The sequence below is a fragment of the Ruegeria sp. AD91A genome (assembly GCF_003443535.1).
Taxonomy (GTDB): domain Bacteria; phylum Pseudomonadota; class Alphaproteobacteria; order Rhodobacterales; family Rhodobacteraceae; genus Ruegeria.
This window is the reverse complement of record NZ_CP031946.1, coordinates 184,847-202,298: the sequence shown is the minus strand read 5'-3', so window position 1 is coordinate 202,298 and position 17,452 is coordinate 184,847. Positions and strand designations below refer to the sequence as shown.

The following is a 17,452-nucleotide window of genomic DNA, read 5'->3' as shown; positions in this document are numbered from 1 at the left end:
TTCGGAAACTGCGCCGCCCACTACCGGACGTTCAGTCCTGGTTACGGAATATTCTGGTCGACGAGAAAAACCGTTCCAGTTCTTCAATCCGCTCCTTGCTTTCTTCCCACCGTGCCTCCTGCACTTCTGCAATCAGTGTTTCTGAAATCAACTGCAAGGCAATCGTCGAATCCCAACTGGATGGTGCCTCAACCAGCGCGTGGAAGGAATAATTGGCGGTCTTTCCTATCGGTGACCCCCATTGATCCGTAAACAGCACAACGGTGACGCCGCGGCCCGAGGCAACCTGTGCCAGCTTCTCCAGATGCGCCTCGTAACGGCGGATGTCGAAGATCACCAGAACGGATGATTCATCCATATCCAAAAGGTATTGCGGCCAGACATTCGCCGAATTGCCCAGCATCGTCACATTGGGTCGGATGATCTGCATGTGATTGAACAGGTAATCCGCGTTTGACCGGGTGATGCGGCCACCAACGACATAAAGATGGCGCTCTGTCTCTGCCAGAAGATGCGCAACGGCATCGAACATCTCTTTGTCCAGACGTTCCAGCGTGTGGCGCATGTTGGTCCATACCGCTTGCGCAAAGCGCGTTGTTGGATGCTCAGCCTCATCATCCACAACCCAGGCGTCCCGCTTCGAGATCGGCTTTTTGATCTGCGCCGCCACTTCTTCGCGCAGCGCGTCCTGCAGGTCCGGGAACCCGTCGAAGCCAAGCTTGCGCGCCATGCGAATAACGGTCGGGGTCGAAACCTGCGCTGCAGCGGCCAGCTTGGTGATCGATTGCAAACCGGCCATCGGATAATCCTGCAACAGGACAGAGGCCAACTGACGCTCGGAGCGTGTCAGATCGTCCAGCTCATCCTGAATCCGCTGTTTGACAAGTTTGGCAACGGTGGCCATTGGCGCTCTCATTTCTTAAATTTGTTACAGAATATGTTTGTTTGTAATTTTGTCTACAGAAATTTTCTTGACAGGTGAGAAGTTGCTGTAACAAATGCTACCTATGCGTCACGAGACCGAGTCATCATTGCTACAGCCGACTGAAGCCCCGGCAGCCCGCGTGCTCAATGCGCACGGTCGCGCGCCTGCTGTGCTGATATGCGAACATGCAAGCCGGTTTATTCCTGCCGCGCTGGGTGGATTGGGGCTGGATGAGGTGGCTGCGTCTTCTCATGCGGCGTGGGACATCGGCGCGCTGGACCTTTCGGTGGAACTGATGGGCGCTTTGGATGCGCCGCTTGTCCACTCGCGCGTCAGTCGGCTGGTTTATGACTGCAACCGTCCGCCCGAACGCGAAGATGCCATGCCGCAGGTCAGCGAAGTGTTTTCCGTTCCCGGAAACATGAACCTGACGGACGCTCAACGTGCCCAGCGGGTTCGCGATGTCTATGAACCGTTCAAACAGCTGGTTTCATCTACGCTGGATTCGCGACGTGAACCGCCGGTTGTGTTTACGATCCACAGCTTCACGCCTGTCTACAAAGGACAACCCAGATCGGTAGAGCTGGGAATTCTCCATGATGCAGACGACTGCGCCGCACAACTCATGCTTCGGCACTCGGAAGGCTCGGGGCTACGTGTGGCTTTGAATGAGCCCTACTCGGCCACAGATGGCGTCACACACACGTTGCGCGAACACGCGATCAGGCGTGGGCTTCCAAATGTCATGATCGAAGTCCGAAACGATCTGATCGACTCACCAAAAGGCGTGAATCGCATTGCGGGATTGCTGATGCCAATTCTGCAATCGGTCATCAAAGACATATCGCACGCAGAGGCGAAACCATGAGAACAGAGGTATCGAGATGAATTTTATGCGGGGATATGTGGCGGTCATTGACCGCGCGAACCGCTGGATCGGGCGCGTTGTCATGTACGGAATATTCGTCATGATGGGCATCCTGCTCTGGTCCTCGATCTCGAAAACGTTCTTTCTGCCATCGCTATGGACACTGGAGATGGCCCAGTTCGCAATGGTCGCCTACTACATTCTGGGCGGCCCTTATTCGATCCAGATGGGGTCCAACGTCCGCATGGACCTGCTGTACGGCGAATGGTCCGACCGCCGTCGGGCATGGACGGATGCGATCACCGTCTTTTTCCTGATAACCTATCTTGGTGTGATGATTTATGGCGGATACGACTCGCTGAGCTATTCGCTGCAATATGGTGAACGCAGCCCGACGGCGTGGCGTCCCTATCTGTGGCCGATCAAGGTCATAATGGTCGTGGGTCTGTTCCTGATGTTGCTGCAGGCAATCTCGGAACTGTTCAAAGATATTCTGCGCATCCAGGGCCATGACATCCCGCGCGAGGTGATCTGATGTCCTACGAGTTGATCGCCATCCTGATGTTTTCGACCATGATGCTGATGCTAATGACCGGGCAGCGCGTTTTTGGCGCGATTGGTTTTGTCGCCGTGATGGCCGCCCTGTTCCTGTGGGGGGATCGCGGCGGCTATGACATTGGTTTTTCGGCAGCCATGAAGCTGATGAAATGGTACCCGCTGCTGACCCTGCCGATGTTCATCTTCATGGGCTACGTTTTGGCCGAGTCCAAAATCGCAGACGATCTGTACAAGATGTTCCACGTCTGGATGGGCGGTCTGAACGGCGGTCTCGCGATTGGCACGATTGGCCTTATGGTGCTGATTTCGGCCATGAACGGGCTGAGTGTTGCGGGCATGGCCATCGGAGCGACCATTGCGCTGCCTGAGTTGCTGAAACGTGGGTACGACAAGAAGATGGTGACCGGGGTGATACAAGCCGGATCATCACTGGGCATCCTTGTGCCACCCTCCGTCGTGCTGGTTCTTTATGCAATGATTGCGCGCCAGCCGGTTGGGCAGCTGTGGCTTGCCGGGCTGCTTCCCGGGCTGATGATGGCTGCAATGTTCATCCTGTATATCGTGATCCGCTGCCGCATTAACCCGGCCTTGGGGCCGGCTCTGTCAGCCGAAGAGCGCGACGTGCCCATGGCAGAGAAACTGCGCCTGTTGCGCGCGGGCCTTCTGCCTTTGGGTATATTCGCCGCGATGATGGTGCCCTTTGTCAACGGCTGGACCTCGCTGGTCGAAAGCTCAGCCATCGGCGCCTTGACGGCGTTCGCCGCAGCCATCCTCAAGGGCCGTATGACGCGCGAAGTATTCGAGACCTCGGTCCGGTCAACGTTGGGCATTACCTGTATGTTCATGTGGATCATCCTGGCTGCGCTTGCCTTTGGCGCTGTTTTCGACGGTTTGGGCGCCGTTCGAGCAATCGAGAACCTGTTTACCGAACGTCTGGGCCTGAACCCTTGGCTGATCCTGATCTTGATGCAGCTCAGCTTTATCCTGATGGGCACGTTTCTGGACGACACTGCCATGCTGGTGATCGTCGCGCCTTTGTACGTTCCCCTGGTCGGCGCAATGGGATTCGATCTGATCTGGTATGGGGTGCTCTATACGATCACGACCCAGATCGCCTATATGACACCGCCCTTCGGCTATAACCTGTTCCTGATGCGCGCGATGGCACCGCCAGAGATTTCGCTGCGCGACATCTACGGGTCAATCCTGCCTTTCGTGATGGTGATGACGCTGGCGCTGGCGATTATCATGACCTTCCCGCAGATCGCGCTCTGGCTGCCCGAATACGTTTACAACAAATGATCCCGGATCAAACCGGGGCTTCGCGGGCAATCCCCGCATAACTGAAACTGACCAACGGAGAGAGAGAATGACGAACAGACGTACATTTCTGAAAGGTGCCGCGGCGGCCCCCGCTGCTGCGCTGGCGACGCCTGCACTGGCGCAATCGACCATCAGATGGCGGATGCAGACCTATGCCGGCCCGGCGTTGGCCGAACACGTGATCGACCCCGCCATCAAGATGTTCAACACAATCGCCGGCGACCGGATGCAGATCGAGCTGTTCTATGCCGATCAGCTGGTTCCAACGGGTGAATTGTTCCGCGCCATGCAGCGCGGCACGATTGATGCCGTGCAGTCGGATGATGACTCGATGGCGTCACCCACCGAGGTCACTGTTTTCGGCGGCTATTTCCCATTCGCATCACGCTATTCTTTGGATGTGCCGGTTCTGTTCAACCAGTACGGCCTGAATGAAATCTGGGACGAGCAATATTCGGCAGTCGGTGTAAAACACATCTCGGCCGGTGCGTGGGACCCTTGCCACTTTGCCACCAAAGACCCGATCAACAGTCTCGCTGACCTGCAGGGCAAGCGTGTCTTCACCTTCCCGACTGCGGGCCGCTTCCTGTCTCAGTTCGGCGTTGTGCCGGTCACCCTGCCCTGGGAAGACATCGAAGTCGCGGTTCAAACTGGTGAGCTGGACGGCATCGCATGGTCCGGCATCACCGAAGACTACACTGTCGGCTGGGCGGATGTGACCAACTACTTCCTGACCAACAACATTTCGGGCGCATGGGCTGGATCGTTCTTCGCCAACATGGATCGCTGGAATGAGTTGCCCGAAGACCTGCAGACCTTGTTCCGCGTTTGCACCGATCAGTCGCACTATTATCGTCAGTGGTGGTACTGGGGCGGTGAAGCCAGCCTGCGCGTCAATGGCGACAAGATGCAGCTGACCTCGATTCCGGACGACGAATGGGCGACGGTCGAGGCGGCCGCCGTTGCATTCTGGGATGAGATAGCAGCCGAGTCCGAGACCAAGGCGAAGGTTGTTGAAATCTTCAAACAATATAACGCCGACATGCTGAAGGCTGGACGGCCCTACCGCTACGGCTAAGAATTGGCCAAGCGACCTGCCCCTTCCGTGGGGGCGGGTCAAACAGGACGAATGGCCGATGATGGATCTCGGCAAAGATAAAGGTGGCACATGCTCACGTTCGAACATCTGAAAACGCAGGTATCCGAGGGTTCGGTTGACACGGTTTTGGTCTGCATGGTGGACATGCAGGGCCGATTGATGGGCAAACGATTTCACGCGGGCCATTTCGTGGCAGGCGCATGGGAAGAGACCCATTGCTGCAACTACCTGCTGGCCACCGATCTGGAGATGGCGACACCCGATGGCTATGCCTCGACCAGTTGGGAACGGGGCTATGGCGATTATGTCATGAAGCCGGACCTTAGCACCCTGCGCCCGGTGCCGTGGCTTGAGGGCACGGTGATGGTGATGTGTGATGTGCTGGATCATCACACCCATGAGGAAGTGCCGCACGCACCGCGTTCTATCCTGAAAAAGCAGGTCAACCGTTTGAAAGCCATGGGCTATGACGCCATGACGGCGACCGAGCTTGAGTTTTTCCTGTTCGAAAAGAGCTTTGATCAGATCCGCAAGGAAGGGTTCCGCGATCTGGCGCCGGTATCAGGCTATAACGAAGACTATCACATCCTGCAGACCACCAAGGAAGAACATGTGATGCGTCCGATCCGCAACCATTTGTGGGATGCGGGTATTCCGGTTGAGAACACCAAAGGTGAGGCCGAGACTGGGCAGGAAGAGCTGAACATCAAATACGCGCCCGCCATGGATACAGCCGAGTACCATTCGATTGCCAAAAACGCGGTGAAAGAGATCGCGTGGCAGCATGGTCATGCGGCGACTTTCCTGCCGAAATGGCATCACGATAAGGTGGGCAGTTCATCCCACGTGCATCAGTCACTGTGGGCCGACGGCAAGCCCGCCTTTTACGATGACGCTGACGAACTGGGCATGTCGGCGCTGATGAAGAACTACATGGCCGGTCTGCTGAAATACGCCCCGGATTATACCTGTTTCATGGCACCCTACATCAACAGCTACAAACGCTTCATGAAAGGCACCTTCGCGCCGACGCGGATCATCTGGTCAGTGGACAACCGCACCGCTGGTTTCCGCCTGTGCGGAGACGGCACCAAGGCTGTGCGAGTCGAGTGCCGGATTCCGGGCTCAGATATGAACCCCTATCTGGCGATGGCTGGCATGCTGGCGGCAGGGATCGCGGGCATCGAAGAGGAGTTGGACTTGCAGCCACCCACCCAAGGGGACGTTTATCAGGGCGAGACTGGCATGATCCCTGGCAACCTTCGTGCGGCGCGGGATGCCCTGCATGGTTCGGTCATGTTGCGGGCGGCCATGGGCGATGACGTCGTCGACCACTATACCCGTGCTGCTGAGGTCGAAATCGAGGAGTTCGAGCGCGTGGTGACGGATTGGGAAATCGCCCGCGGGTTCGAGCGGGCGTGAGTTCGGGTCGTGCTGGGGGCTCTGCCCCCAGCCCCCGGGATATTTTTAGCCAGATGAAGCAGGGTTCCTGTTTCTTTCGGAAATGGAGTGAAAATGGGGCAGATATTGAAATGTGTCTCGCCGATCGACGGATCGGTTTTTGCCGAACGTGAAGTATTGTCGCGAGACGCCGCTTTCGGGGCCGCAGCCCGCGCTCGGGCTGCTCAGGCGGAATGGGCGACCCGTCCGTTGCAGGAGCGGATTGATCTTGTGATGGCTGGCGTGGCCGCCATTGGTGCCATGAACGATGAGATCGTGCCCGAACTGGCCCATATGATGGGTCGCCCGGTGCGTTATGGTGGTGAGTTCGGTGGGTTCAACGAACGCGCAAGCCACATGGCGAAGATTGCCGAGGCGTCCCTGGCAGATATCGCTGTGGGCGAGGATGAGACGTTCAAGCGTTATATCAAGCGCATCCCGCACGGGGTCGTCTTTGTGGTGGCGCCCTGGAACTATCCTTACATGACGGCGATCAACACGGTCGCACCGGCGCTTATCGCGGGCAACACGGTCGTCCTGAAACACGCCACCCAGACCTTGCTGGTGGGCGAGCGCATGGCAAGGGCGTTCCATTCGGCGGGTGTGCCCGAGGACGTGTTCCAGAACGTCTTTCTGAACCACGATGTTACGAACGACCTGATTGCGGGTAACGCGTTTGATTTTGTGAACTTCACCGGTTCGGTCGGCGGCGGCCAGGCGATGGAACGTGCCGCGGCCGGCACATTTACTGGCGTCGGCACCGAGCTGGGCGGCAAGGATCCCGGCTATGTCATGGACGACGCCGATCTGGATGCCGCAGTCGACACGCTGATTGACGGTGCGATGTTCAATTCGGGCCAGTGTTGTTGTGGTATTGAGCGGATCTATGTCCACGAAAGCCTCTATGATGACTTTGTCGCCAAGGCGGTGGACATCGTGAAGGGGTACAAACTGGGCAACCCGCTGGATGCCGAGACAACGATTGGCCCGATGGCCAATGTGCGTTTTGCCGATGAGGTGCGAGCACAGATCGCCGAGGCGGTTGCATCCGGCGCGGTCGCGCATATCGACACCTTCGCTGAAGACGATGGTGGCGCGTGCCTGACACCGCAAATCCTGACCAATGTCACCCATGACATGCGCGTGATGCGGGACGAGAGCTTTGGGCCCGTGGTGGGCATCATGAAAGTGTCATCCGACGAAGAGGCCATCGCATTGATGAATGACAGTGAGTTTGGCCTGACCGCCAGCCTGTGGACCCGTGATGTGGATCGTGCGGCGCGGGTAGGTGACCGGATTGAAACGGGCACTGTGTTCATGAACCGCGCCGACTATCTGGACCCCGGCCTGTGCTGGACGGGCTGCAAGAATACCGGGCGCGGCGGCGGTCTGTCCGTGATCGGATATCACAACCTGACACGTCCCAAATCCTACCACCTCAAAAAGGTAACGGGCTAAGGACGACGGCCTGCTTCGGACCCACCCCCTCGCCGAAGCAGGCCTTATTTTGCAAAGGAAACCTGACATGACACTTGTTGGAAACTGGTCCTATCCGACCGCCATCAAATTCGGAGCCGGGCGCATCAGGGAATTACCCGAAGCCTGCGCCGCCGCCGGAATGAAGAAGCCATTGCTGGTCACGGACAAGGGGCTGGCCGATCTGCCCATCACCACCGCGACACTGGATATCATGGACGCCGCTGGCCTGGGCCGTGGGGTGTTCAGCGATGTGGACCCCAACCCGAATGAGAAGAACCTCGAGGCTGGAGTTGCGACCTACAACGCGGGTGGCCATGACGGGGTGATCGCCTTTGGCGGCGGCTCCGGGCTGGATCTGGGCAAGATGGTCGCATTCATGGCGGGTCAGACCCGCCCCGTTTGGGATTTTGAGGATATCGACGACTGGTGGACCCGTGCCGATGCCGACGTTATCGCGCCAATCATTGCGGTTCCGACCACCGCAGGGACAGGGTCGGAAGTGGGCCGCGCAAGCGTCATCACCAATTCTGAGACCCATGCCAAGAAGATCATCTTTCATCCCAAGGTTCTGCCCACCGTTGTGATTTGCGACCCGGATCTGACCGTCGGAATGCCCAAGTTCATCACGGCAGGAACAGGCCTGGACGCCTTCGCGCATTGCGTCGAAGCCTTCTCGAGCCCGCATTATCACCCAATGAGCCAGGGCATCGCGCTGGAAGGTATGCGACTGGTGAAGGAGTACTTGCCACGCGCTTATGCTGACGGTACCGATATCGAAGCCCGTGCCCAGATGATGAGCGCCGCTGCCATGGGCGCAACGGCATTCCAGAAGGGCCTTGGCGCGATCCACGCGATGAGCCACCCAATTGGTGCTGTATTCAACACCCATCACGGCACCACAAACGCGGTCTGCATGCCCGCTGTTCTGGACTTCAACGCCCCGGCCATTGCAGACCGGTTCCAGCAAGCCGCGGCATATCTGGACATCGACGGTGGCTTCGATGGGTTCCGCGCCTTCGTGCAGGATTTCAACGACAGCCTTGGCATCCCCCGCACTCTGTCCGACCTGGGTGTGACCGAAGCCTCAATCGCAGAGCTTGTCGAAGGGGCGATCGTCGATCCTTCATGCGGCGGAAACCCGATTGAGTTGACGAAAGACAACCTGACGCAACTGTTCAAGGCGGCTCTGTAAAACCAAGGGCCCGGCAGTGAGTTTCTGCCGGGCCCTACAAAACTGCGCAGCCTGTACCAGATCAGTGCCCGGTCAGCACCAGTGTGTTGACAGGCATCAGGATCAGACGCAAACGCAGACCGGCCGCATGCACCACGCCGATCGTGTCGACCACATGCAGGAAAGCCGCATCCCAAAAGCCCAGATCCTCGTGCTCCAACCGCTCGTGGTTGTCTGTGTAGACATTGGCCAGACAATTGCTGCCCGGTGGAATGTCATCGGCCATACCTTTGTATAGCGGCTCCATATAAACCAGAATCGAGCCGGGATTGCTGTTGGTCTGCACGTCCCGCAATTCATCCGATGGACGGATCTGGCCGGAAGGAATGACATCCTGCACCTCGACCACCACAGTGGGGATCACGGTGAATGGCTTGGTCATGCAGCCCAATTCGCCAATCATGCCCGGCTTTATCACCTGAGCAGACAGCTGGCTGAAAGCGGCCTGAAAGCGGTCATGTCCGGTGTGCGATGGCACTAGAATACCAGCAGGTCGCAACAACGGGCTTACGTAATCACCGACCTGCAGGCCGAACTGTTCGACCCGCCCCGTGACGCCCGCGATGATTACGGTTTTGTCCAATTCGGTCTGCGCAGCATCCAGTTGCGCAATGGCACTTGCCAGCTGCGCGGGGATCAGTTCTTCAATCTGCTGCTCAACCGCAGCACGTTTGGATTCCGCTGCAAGAACCTGGGCCTCTCGCTGGGCAACAAGGTTTTCCAGCCTCTCAATCTCGGCCAACCTTACCGCGCTTGAACCTTCGTCACGCAGGGTTGTGTTGCGCTCAAGATCCTCCAGAGACTGCGCAAGCGCTGCCTTGGCACCGGCAATTCCAGCTTCGGCCTCGGCCAAGTCGGTTTCCGCAACCTTAAGTGAGGCCTGCACCTGTGCAATCTGCGCATTTGCCGCCTGAACCTGTGCAGTCTGACTAAAATCCTCGATCCGAAAAATCGGTTGCCCAGCGGTTACCAGCTCATTGTTCTTGACAAAAACCTCGGAAACACGGCCACCCAATTGCGGCAGAATGGTCACTGTCCGGAAATAGGACGCCGCGGTTTTACTAGCTGGATGAAAATAAAACAGCGTGGTGATCACGGTCAGCGCCAGAATGGCACAGGTGGTCAACCCCCACCGCAGTTCGTACCACATGGTAAACAAGGTAATCTCGTGACCGATCCGCTTACCCTGAACGAACCGGCGGAACAGATAGTCGGGCAGCACCGTTATCAGGGCGCAGAGCATGGTCTCGATCATGTGGTTTGCTCCTGCGCATCGCTGGCTTCGGAATCCGGCGATGCCGGTACCGTTGTTTCAGGCACCGGTTCCGGAACAGGAGATTGACCAAGAGAACGAATGGCGTCGGCAATATTTCTAAGCGGGGTGGCAAAATCCGGAAACTGGAACCCTGCGACCAATATAGCGGCAACCCAGAAAAGCCCATTATGTGTGAACAGTGCCAGCAGCGCCAGAATACCCACCAATTGGAATTGCGGGTGATTGTTTTCGTGGGCCATTTTTTCAGGAACTGAATGAAGTGTCAGGTATCCGACACCGATCAACACCACCAGAACGACGAAAAAAACGACCATGGCGGAGAAAAGGTAATCGCTTCCGTCAGCTGCGACAACGTATCCGGGAACATGCCCTGTGGCCATTGGATGAAGGTCTGCTGCGGTCACCTTACCCTCCTGTTTATTTTGATACTTCTTTGACCGGGTTGAAGCACAATTTCAAGGCTGCTTATAGTTTGAAAACCCAAACGCGTGGCGAATGAGGAGCTTTAGGGTCAGCATGAAATTCAAGAAACCCATTGCATATCTGTCTCGAACGGATCGCAAATCATGATTGATTTCCTTATCATCGGCGGCGGAATTGCCGGGCTCAGTGCGGGTGCGCGCCTGTCGCAACATGGAACTGTGGTGGTTCTCGAAGCCGAAGACGCCCTGGGCTATCACGCATCGGGCCGGTCGGCGGCGTTGTTCGAAGAAAGCTATGGGCCTCCCTCGGTCGTCGCCCTGAACAAAGCGGGGGCCGCCTTCTTGCGCACACAGAATGGCGGGTACCTGACCCCGCGGGGTTTGATGCTGGTCGGAGCGGTTGAACAACCCGACATTTTTGAAGCCGATCGCGCCGATCTGAACATGGTGAAGATAACGATGGATCAGGCCATATCGCGCGTTCCGATCCTGAACCCGGACAAAGTCGGGTTTGCAGCCATCAGCGAAGCGGCCTTTGACATCGATACAGATCGCCTGTTGCAGGATTTCGCCCGGACCATCCGGCAAAACGGAGGAACGGTTTCGACGAAAAGCAAAGTCACCGGCATTCGAAAAGAAAAGCACTGGGTGGTTGAGGCCAATGAGATCTTTGAAGCCCGCACTCTGGTCAACGCAGCCGGTGCCTGGGTGGATGAGGTTGCACAGCTTGCAGGGCTGCCTGGTATCGGCATCACACCTCGCCGTCGGTCGATGGCGCGTCTGCCCGCCCCCGGAGGGCATGACGTTTCTGTCTGGCCCATGATGCTGGGCGCTGGCGAGACATGGTACGCCAAACCGGATGCGGGCAAGCTTCTGGTCTCTCCCTCCGAAGCCGATCCGGTTCCGCCGCAGGATGCCTATGCAGATGATATGGTGTTGGCAGAGGGTCTGGCGCGGTATGAAGAGTTGATGACCGAGCCGGTCACAAGGGTTGAAACGAATTGGGCAGGTTTGCGCAGTTTTGCCCCTGACGGGACCTTGGTGCTTGGGCGCGACCCACTGGACCCTTCGTTTGTCTGGAGTGGCGGTCAGGGCGGGTATGGTTTTCAAACCTCACCGGCGGCCTCGCAACTGTTGTGCGATCTTGTTGTTGGAAACACACCCGAGCTGAAACCTGACATAGTAGGCATGTTGACCCCTTACAGGTTAAAACGATGATCAAACGCAGCCTCCCCTCTTCTGCAAGCGTTGCCAATGCGTCTGAAGATGGCAAGCTGGTGGCCCCGGCAGCATCCCGAAACACGGACGCCCTGTGTGCATTGCTGCAAGAATGGGGCCCGTCCCAAGGTCAGGCATTGGAAATTGCAAGCGGGACAGGTCAGCATGTCAGTGCCTTCGCCGAAGTGCTGCCCGGGCTGACCTGGCAGCCTTCGGAAGTTGAACCTGAGCGGCGCGTGAGTATCGACGCCTATACCCGCAACTCGCCCAATGTCGCGCAGGTCGTAGAACTGGATGCAGTGAATTCAGGCTGGCACAGGCGGATTTACGGCAAGGACCTGATCGTTCTGATCAACTTGATTCACTTGATCAGTTGGCAGGAAACCAGAACCATCGTTTCAGAAGTCGCCCAATCGCTGTCACCAAAGGGGCGGTTCATCTTGTACGGCCCATTCAAACGCTCGGGCCAACTCACCAGTGACGGGGATGTCCGCTTTCATGCGGCTTTGTTTCAACAAGACCCCGAAATCGGCTACAAAAACGACGGGGACATTCTGAATTTGTTCAAAAACGTCGGTCTGCACATGCTGGCTACGGTCGAGATGCCTGCCAACAACCTTGCATTCATTGCCGAGCGCCCTGTCGTCTGATCGAGATCAAAGTCAAACAGCTGTACCCCACTTCATATTCCGGTTGCGAAATATGAAGAAGGGCACTCAGAAATGGCATGGCAAGAAAAACTCTCGGCAACACGAAAGAGTTTGCGAAACCTGAACGGTTCTATCCCCGACACGACGCGCGCATTCGGAGCGCTTGGCAAAGCCGTCAAAGAGAGCGGTACACTCGACTACAAAACCAAGGAACTCATTGCGTTAGGCATGTCGGTCAGCCTGCGCTGCGAACCCTGTATCACCCTGCATACCGAAGCTTTGATCAAGGCAGGTGCAACACGAGAGGAAGTGTCCGACGTGTTGGCCATGGCAATCCAGATGGGTGGCGGCCCAGCAATGATGTACGCGGCCAAAGCGCTGGAATGCTTCGACGAACTCTCAGCATGACAAAAAGAAAAGGCCCCGGAGGTTTCCAGGGCCTTTCTTCGATCAACCGTCCTTGCGGATGGTTTCGTTTTTAGGATCGTAAGGGCTGTCGCAGGTTACAACCGCATCCCAAAGCTTGTCCTGCATTTTGACCTTCAGCTTTGTGCCTTCGACTGCCAGCTCGGGCTTTACATAACCCATGCTGATGGACTTCTCGAATGCCACGGAATAACCGCCCGAGGTCAATCGACCCACACGCTCGCCTTCCGGTGTGTACAGTGCCTCGCGGCCCCATGGGTCGGCATCCTCCGGGCCGTCGATCAGCAGGGTACAGCACTTCACGCGCACGCCGGTCTCTTCCAGCTTGGCCTTGCCGTAGAAGTCTTTCGACAAATCGACAAAGCGCGGCAGGTCGGCTTCCAGCGGGGTCGCATCGCGGCCCAGTTCGGTGCCGAAGGCGCGATAGGATTTCTCCTGCCGCAGCCAGTTCTGGGCGCGCGCACCGACCAGCTTCATGCCGTGCTTCTCACCGGCTTTTTCAAGCAGGTCGAACAGGTAGTTCTGCATCTCGATCGGGTGGTGCAGCTCCCAGCCCAGTTCGCCGGTATAGGCCACGCGGATCGCGTTGACCGGGCACATGCCCAGTTCGATCTGACGGGCCGACAGCCACGGGAATCGCTTGTTGGACAGCGCGGTTTCCGGATCGGCGTCTTTGATGACCTCTTTCAGAACGTCGCGCGACTTGGGTCCGGCGATGGCGAAGACGCCCCATTGCGTGGTCACGTCCTGGATTTCGATGTAACCGAACTCCTCCATCTTGTCCTCGGCCGCCTTGCGGAGGTAGTCGGCGTCATACTCGGTCCAGGCACCGGCAGAGACGATGTAGTAGTTGTTCTCGCCATTGCGGACGATGGTGTATTCGGTGCGGGTGGTACCGTGCGACGTCAGCGCGTAGGTCAGGTTGATCCGACCGACCTTCGGCAACTTGTTGCAGGTGAACCAATCCAGGAACTGGGTCGCACCGGGGCCTTTGACGACATGTTTGGTGAAGGCCGACGCGTCGATCAGGCCGACGCCTTCGCGGATCGCTTTGGCTTCTTCGACAGCGTACTGCCACCAGCCTCCACGACGGAACGAGCGGCTTTCCTTGTCGAAATTGTCAGCTGCATCGACGGGGCCGAAATAGTTCGGACGTTCCCAGCCGTTGACCCATCCAAACTGAGCGCCGCGCGCTTTCTGACGGTCGTAGGCCGGAACTGTTCGCAGCGGACGGCAAGCTTCACGCTCTTCGTCCGGATGGTGCAGGATATAGACGTGCTCATAGCACTCTTCGTTCTTGCGGGCCGCGAACTCGGTGGTCATCCAGTTGCTGCTGTAGCGTTTGGGGTCCAGCGAGGCCATGTCGATCTCGGCTTCGCCATCGACCATCAACTGCGCCAGATAATAGCCGGTGCCGCCGGCGGCGGTGATACCGAAGCTGAAACCTTCTGCCAACCACATATTGCGCAGACCCGGCGCAGGACCAACCAGCGGGTTGCCGTCAGGCGTATAGCAGATCGGGCCGTTGAAATCGTCCTTCAGGCCGGATTCGGCGCAGGACGGCACACGCTCGGCCATGGCCATGTACTGATCCGCAATCCGATCCAGATCCAGCGGGAACAGGTCTGCGCGGAAGCTGTCCGGCACACCGTGTTCAAACCGCGCGGGGGCGCCGTGTTCATAGATACCCAGAATCCAGCCACCGCGCTCTTCACGCGCATAGGATTCGTTGTCCGCATCGCGCACAACGGGGTGTTCGGGGTTGCCCGCTTCACGCCATTTGACCAATTCCGGGTCTTTGTCCATGACGATGAACGTATGCTCGACCGGGATCGCCGACATCTTGATGCCCAGCATCTTGGCGGTGCGCTGTGCGTGGTTGCCCGATGCAGTGACGACATGCTCGGCAGTAATCACGACCTTCTCATCGCTCTCGACAAGATTGCCGCCTTTTTCCACCATCTTGGTGCAGGTGACTTCCCAATGGGTGCCATTCCAGTGGAAGGCATCCGCCTGCATCTTGCGCACGATCTCTACACCACGCTGACGGGCCCCCTTGGCCATCGCCTGAGTCACGTCAGCCGGGTTAATGTAGCCGTCCTCGGTGTGATAGATCGCACCCTTCAGATCCGATGTCTCGATCAGGGGCCAACGCTCCTTGATCTGGTCGGGGGTCAGCCATTCGTACGCGACATCGCAGGTCTCCGCTGTCGAGGCGTAGAGCATATACTCATCCATGCGCTCTTGCGTCTGTGCCATGCGCAGGTTGCCGACAACGGCAAAACCCGCATTCAGCCCGGTTTCTTCTTCCAGCGTCTTGTAGAAGTCGACCGAGTACTTGTGGATGTGAGTTGTCGCATAGGACATGTTGAACAGTGGCAGCAGGCCAGCCGCGTGCCAGGTGGACCCGGACGTCAACTCGTCCCGTTCGATCAACATCACATCATCCCAGCCCGCTTTGGCCAGATGATAGGCAATCGAGGTCCCAACGGCGCCGCCGCCAACGACCAATGCTTTGACTTGGGTTTTCATAACCGGGCGTCTCCCCTTGAAATCAGTTGACACCATATGGCGCACTTGAGGGGGATCGCGCGACATTCATCCGACCAGTGATATGAAAAAAACGACCCGAACATCGAAAGCGGATCGAAGATCAGGCATGAAACCCCTGATCTCAACCGCTGGAGCGACAGCGCTTGCTTGTCCCGATCGTGGTGCAGACGAGCTTCCGAGTGTCCTCTGACGGCGTCTTAGCCGCAGGTTCCTCTGGCTGTACAGGTTGAGCTTCTGCTTCGAACCAACTGTCCGAGATTCCGACACGCGAGGATACCGATGCAAGATAACCTTTGATACCCAGCCCAGTCTCGGATGCCTTGGCTTGCTGAGAATAATCCAGCCCAGCAACGACCACCCCACAGACTGCTGCAAACCCTGCCAGATATTTTGCACTCATGTCGACCACCTGTTCTCAATCAAGTCTGTGAAACCAAAACATGTGGACGATTTGAAGGCGCAATGCGGGCCAGAACGCGAAAATCATTACGATTGGTCGGACAAAACCTTGCCGGGATTCATGATATTTTCGGGGTCCAGAGCGGCCTTGATCGCCGCCATATACTGCGTGGCAGCACCCAGTTCCTTGATGAGGTAAGGCATTTTGCCCTGACCGATGCCGTGTTCACCTGTACAGGTGCCTTCCATTGAAATTGCCAGATCATTCAACCAGCCGACAAACTCTTCGGCTTTGACAACTTCTTCGGTATTTTCCATGTCGATCAGTAGAAGCGAGTGGAAGTTCCCATCCCCCACATGCCCGACCATTGGCGCGAGCAAACCAAGATCGGATGCCTTCTGTTGGGTGCTGGTCACACATTCCGCCAGACGCGAGATCGGCACGCAGACATCTGTGGAAATGCCACGCGCGCCGGGGCGCAGTTGCAGGCACGCCCAATACATATCATGCCGGGCCTGCCAAAGCTTGTTCCGCTCTTCGGTGGTCGAGGTCGCAGCAAAGTCAGTGCCGCCGAACTCCTCGACGATCTGACCAAAGGTTTCAGCCTGTTCCGCTGCACCGCTTTCAGAGCCATGGAATTCAAGCAGCAACAACGGCGTTTCCGGCAGGCATAGCCCGGAATAGGCGTTTGCCGCCTGAACCGACATTTCATCCAGCAACTCTATTCGGGCGACCGGAATGCCATACTGAATGGTCATCATCACAGCACGACACGCTGCATCGACCGATGGAAAAGAACACCTGGCCGAGCTGATCGCTTCGGGGATGCCCTGCAACCGCAGAGTCAACTCGGTGATGATCCCCAACGTACCTTCCGCCCCAATCAAAAGACGTGCCAGATCATACCCGGCCGATGACTTCTTGGCCCTGTGACCGGTACGGATGATCTGGCCGTCCGGCATGACCGCCTCAAGGCTGAGAATGTTGTCCCTCATCGTTCCATACCGCACCGCATTGGTGCCCGAAGCGCGGGTCGCGGCCATACCGCCCAGCGAGGCATTCGCCCCCGGGTCAATCGGAAAGAACAGACCCTGGTCCCGCAAATGGGTGTTCAGCGCCTCACGCGTGACGCCGGGCTGCACGACGCAATCCAGATCTTCGGCGTGGACCGCCAGCACCTTGTCCATCTGCATCAGATCGACCGAAATTCCCCCCGCTGGCGCATTCACATGCCCTTCCAGCGACGTTCCAGTGCCGAAGGGGATCACCGGTACCCTGTGCGCGGCACAGGTTTTGACGATTTCCGAAACCTCCTGCGTTGTATGCGGGAAAACCACAGCATCCGGGCTCTGGTTTTCAATCCAGGTCGTGGTGTGCCCGTGCTGTTCCCGGATTGCGGCACCAGTTTGCAACCTGTCGCCAAAGCGTTGTTTCAGAACGCCTATGACGGTTTCGATACCTGTTTCATTCCGAGGCAAAGCGGTCGCCTGCACCATCGTCATCCTCCCTTGCCCCAACACATCGCGGGCCTTTCAGTCTATGACTAATTGGCCCACTAAGTGCGGGCAATCCCCACAAATACCG

Annotated in this window: 16 protein-coding genes; 10 read left to right on the top strand and 6 right to left on the bottom strand. The window is 57.5% G+C overall.

Annotated features, from left to right (window positions below; translation table 11 throughout):
- Window positions 1-31: 31 nt before the first annotated feature.
- Complete coding sequence (locus tag D1823_RS01015) at window positions 32-904, bottom strand: MurR/RpiR family transcriptional regulator (protein WP_117868212.1); 873 nt, start codon at window positions 902-904, stop codon at window positions 32-34.
- Between the two features lie 127 nt (window positions 905-1,031).
- Between D1823_RS01015 and D1823_RS01010 the strand changes: the two genes are divergently transcribed.
- The 7 genes from D1823_RS01010 (at window position 1,032) to D1823_RS00980 (ending at window position 8,884) form a co-directional block, all read left to right on the top strand.
- Window positions 1,032-1,793: an N-formylglutamate amidohydrolase gene (locus tag D1823_RS01010; protein WP_254683766.1), complete on the top strand. Its 762-nt coding sequence runs from the start codon at window positions 1,032-1,034 to the stop codon at window positions 1,791-1,793.
- A 16-nt stretch (window positions 1,794-1,809) separates the two neighbouring features.
- Entirely contained in the window at window positions 1,810-2,328 is a 519-nt protein-coding gene (locus D1823_RS01005) for a TRAP transporter small permease subunit (RefSeq protein ID WP_117868210.1), read from the top strand.
- Window positions 2,328-3,653: a TRAP transporter large permease subunit gene (locus D1823_RS01000; protein WP_117868209.1), complete on the top strand. Its 1,326-nt coding sequence runs from the start codon at window positions 2,328-2,330 to the stop codon at window positions 3,651-3,653. Before D1823_RS01005 ends, D1823_RS01000 begins: the two co-directional genes overlap by 1 nt.
- A gap of 67 nt (window positions 3,654-3,720) precedes the next feature.
- Window positions 3,721-4,752, top strand: coding sequence for a TRAP transporter substrate-binding protein (locus tag D1823_RS00995; RefSeq protein WP_117868208.1), 1,032 nt, complete (start codon window positions 3,721-3,723; stop codon window positions 4,750-4,752).
- Window positions 4,753-4,842: 90 nt separating this feature from the next.
- On the top strand, window positions 4,843-6,195 hold the full coding sequence (locus D1823_RS00990; protein ID WP_117868207.1) for a glutamine synthetase family protein: 1,353 nt from the start codon (window positions 4,843-4,845) through the stop codon (window positions 6,193-6,195).
- Window positions 6,196-6,288: 93 nt separating this feature from the next.
- On the top strand, window positions 6,289-7,671 hold the full coding sequence (locus D1823_RS00985; protein WP_117868206.1) for an aldehyde dehydrogenase family protein: 1,383 nt from the start codon (window positions 6,289-6,291) through the stop codon (window positions 7,669-7,671).
- Window positions 7,672-7,738: 67 nt separating this feature from the next.
- The gene (locus tag D1823_RS00980; RefSeq protein WP_117868205.1) at window positions 7,739-8,884 is read left to right on the top strand and encodes an iron-containing alcohol dehydrogenase; all 1,146 of its coding nucleotides are present in this window, start codon (window positions 7,739-7,741) and stop codon (window positions 8,882-8,884) included.
- A gap of 61 nt (window positions 8,885-8,945) precedes the next feature.
- On the opposite strand, the gene D1823_RS00975 is transcribed toward D1823_RS00980, so the two are convergent.
- On the bottom strand, window positions 8,946-10,178 hold the full coding sequence (locus D1823_RS00975; protein WP_117868204.1) for an HlyD family secretion protein: 1,233 nt from the start codon (window positions 10,176-10,178) through the stop codon (window positions 8,946-8,948).
- On the bottom strand, window positions 10,175-10,603 hold the full coding sequence (locus tag D1823_RS00970; RefSeq protein ID WP_117868203.1) for a hypothetical protein: 429 nt from the start codon (window positions 10,601-10,603) through the stop codon (window positions 10,175-10,177). The genes D1823_RS00975 and D1823_RS00970 overlap by 4 nt, the downstream gene beginning before the upstream one ends.
- Window positions 10,604-10,765: 162 nt before the next feature.
- On the opposite strand from D1823_RS00970, the gene D1823_RS00965 reads away from it, so the two are divergent.
- From D1823_RS00965 to D1823_RS00955, 3 genes are all read left to right on the top strand, one after another.
- Window positions 10,766-11,839: an FAD-binding oxidoreductase gene (locus D1823_RS00965; protein WP_117868202.1), complete on the top strand. Its 1,074-nt coding sequence runs from the start codon at window positions 10,766-10,768 to the stop codon at window positions 11,837-11,839.
- A complete protein-coding gene (locus D1823_RS00960) occupies window positions 11,836-12,489 on the top strand; it encodes a DUF938 domain-containing protein (protein ID WP_117868201.1) in 654 nt (217 codons plus the stop codon). The genes D1823_RS00965 and D1823_RS00960 overlap by 4 nt, the downstream gene beginning before the upstream one ends.
- Window positions 12,490-12,561: 72 nt before the next feature.
- A complete protein-coding gene (locus D1823_RS00955) occupies window positions 12,562-12,897 on the top strand; it encodes a carboxymuconolactone decarboxylase family protein (RefSeq protein WP_117868200.1) in 336 nt (111 codons plus the stop codon).
- A 42-nt stretch (window positions 12,898-12,939) separates the two neighbouring features.
- Here the strand turns inward: D1823_RS00955 and D1823_RS00950 are convergent, their stop codons facing one another.
- The 3 genes from D1823_RS00950 to D1823_RS00940 all read right to left on the bottom strand — a co-directional run bounded on the left by D1823_RS00950 (window position 12,940) and on the right by D1823_RS00940 (window position 17,364).
- Window positions 12,940-15,447, bottom strand: coding sequence for an FAD-dependent oxidoreductase (locus D1823_RS00950; RefSeq protein WP_117868199.1), 2,508 nt, complete (start codon window positions 15,445-15,447; stop codon window positions 12,940-12,942).
- Between the two features lie 142 nt (window positions 15,448-15,589).
- Window positions 15,590-15,868: a hypothetical protein gene (locus tag D1823_RS00945; protein ID WP_117868198.1), complete on the bottom strand. Its 279-nt coding sequence runs from the start codon at window positions 15,866-15,868 to the stop codon at window positions 15,590-15,592.
- An 86-nt stretch (window positions 15,869-15,954) separates the two neighbouring features.
- Window positions 15,955-17,364 carry an FAD-binding oxidoreductase gene (locus D1823_RS00940; protein ID WP_117868197.1) on the bottom strand — a complete coding sequence of 470 codons (1,410 nt, stop codon included), beginning with the start codon at window positions 17,362-17,364 and terminating at the stop codon, window positions 15,955-15,957.
- Window positions 17,365-17,452: the final 88 nt, after the last annotated feature.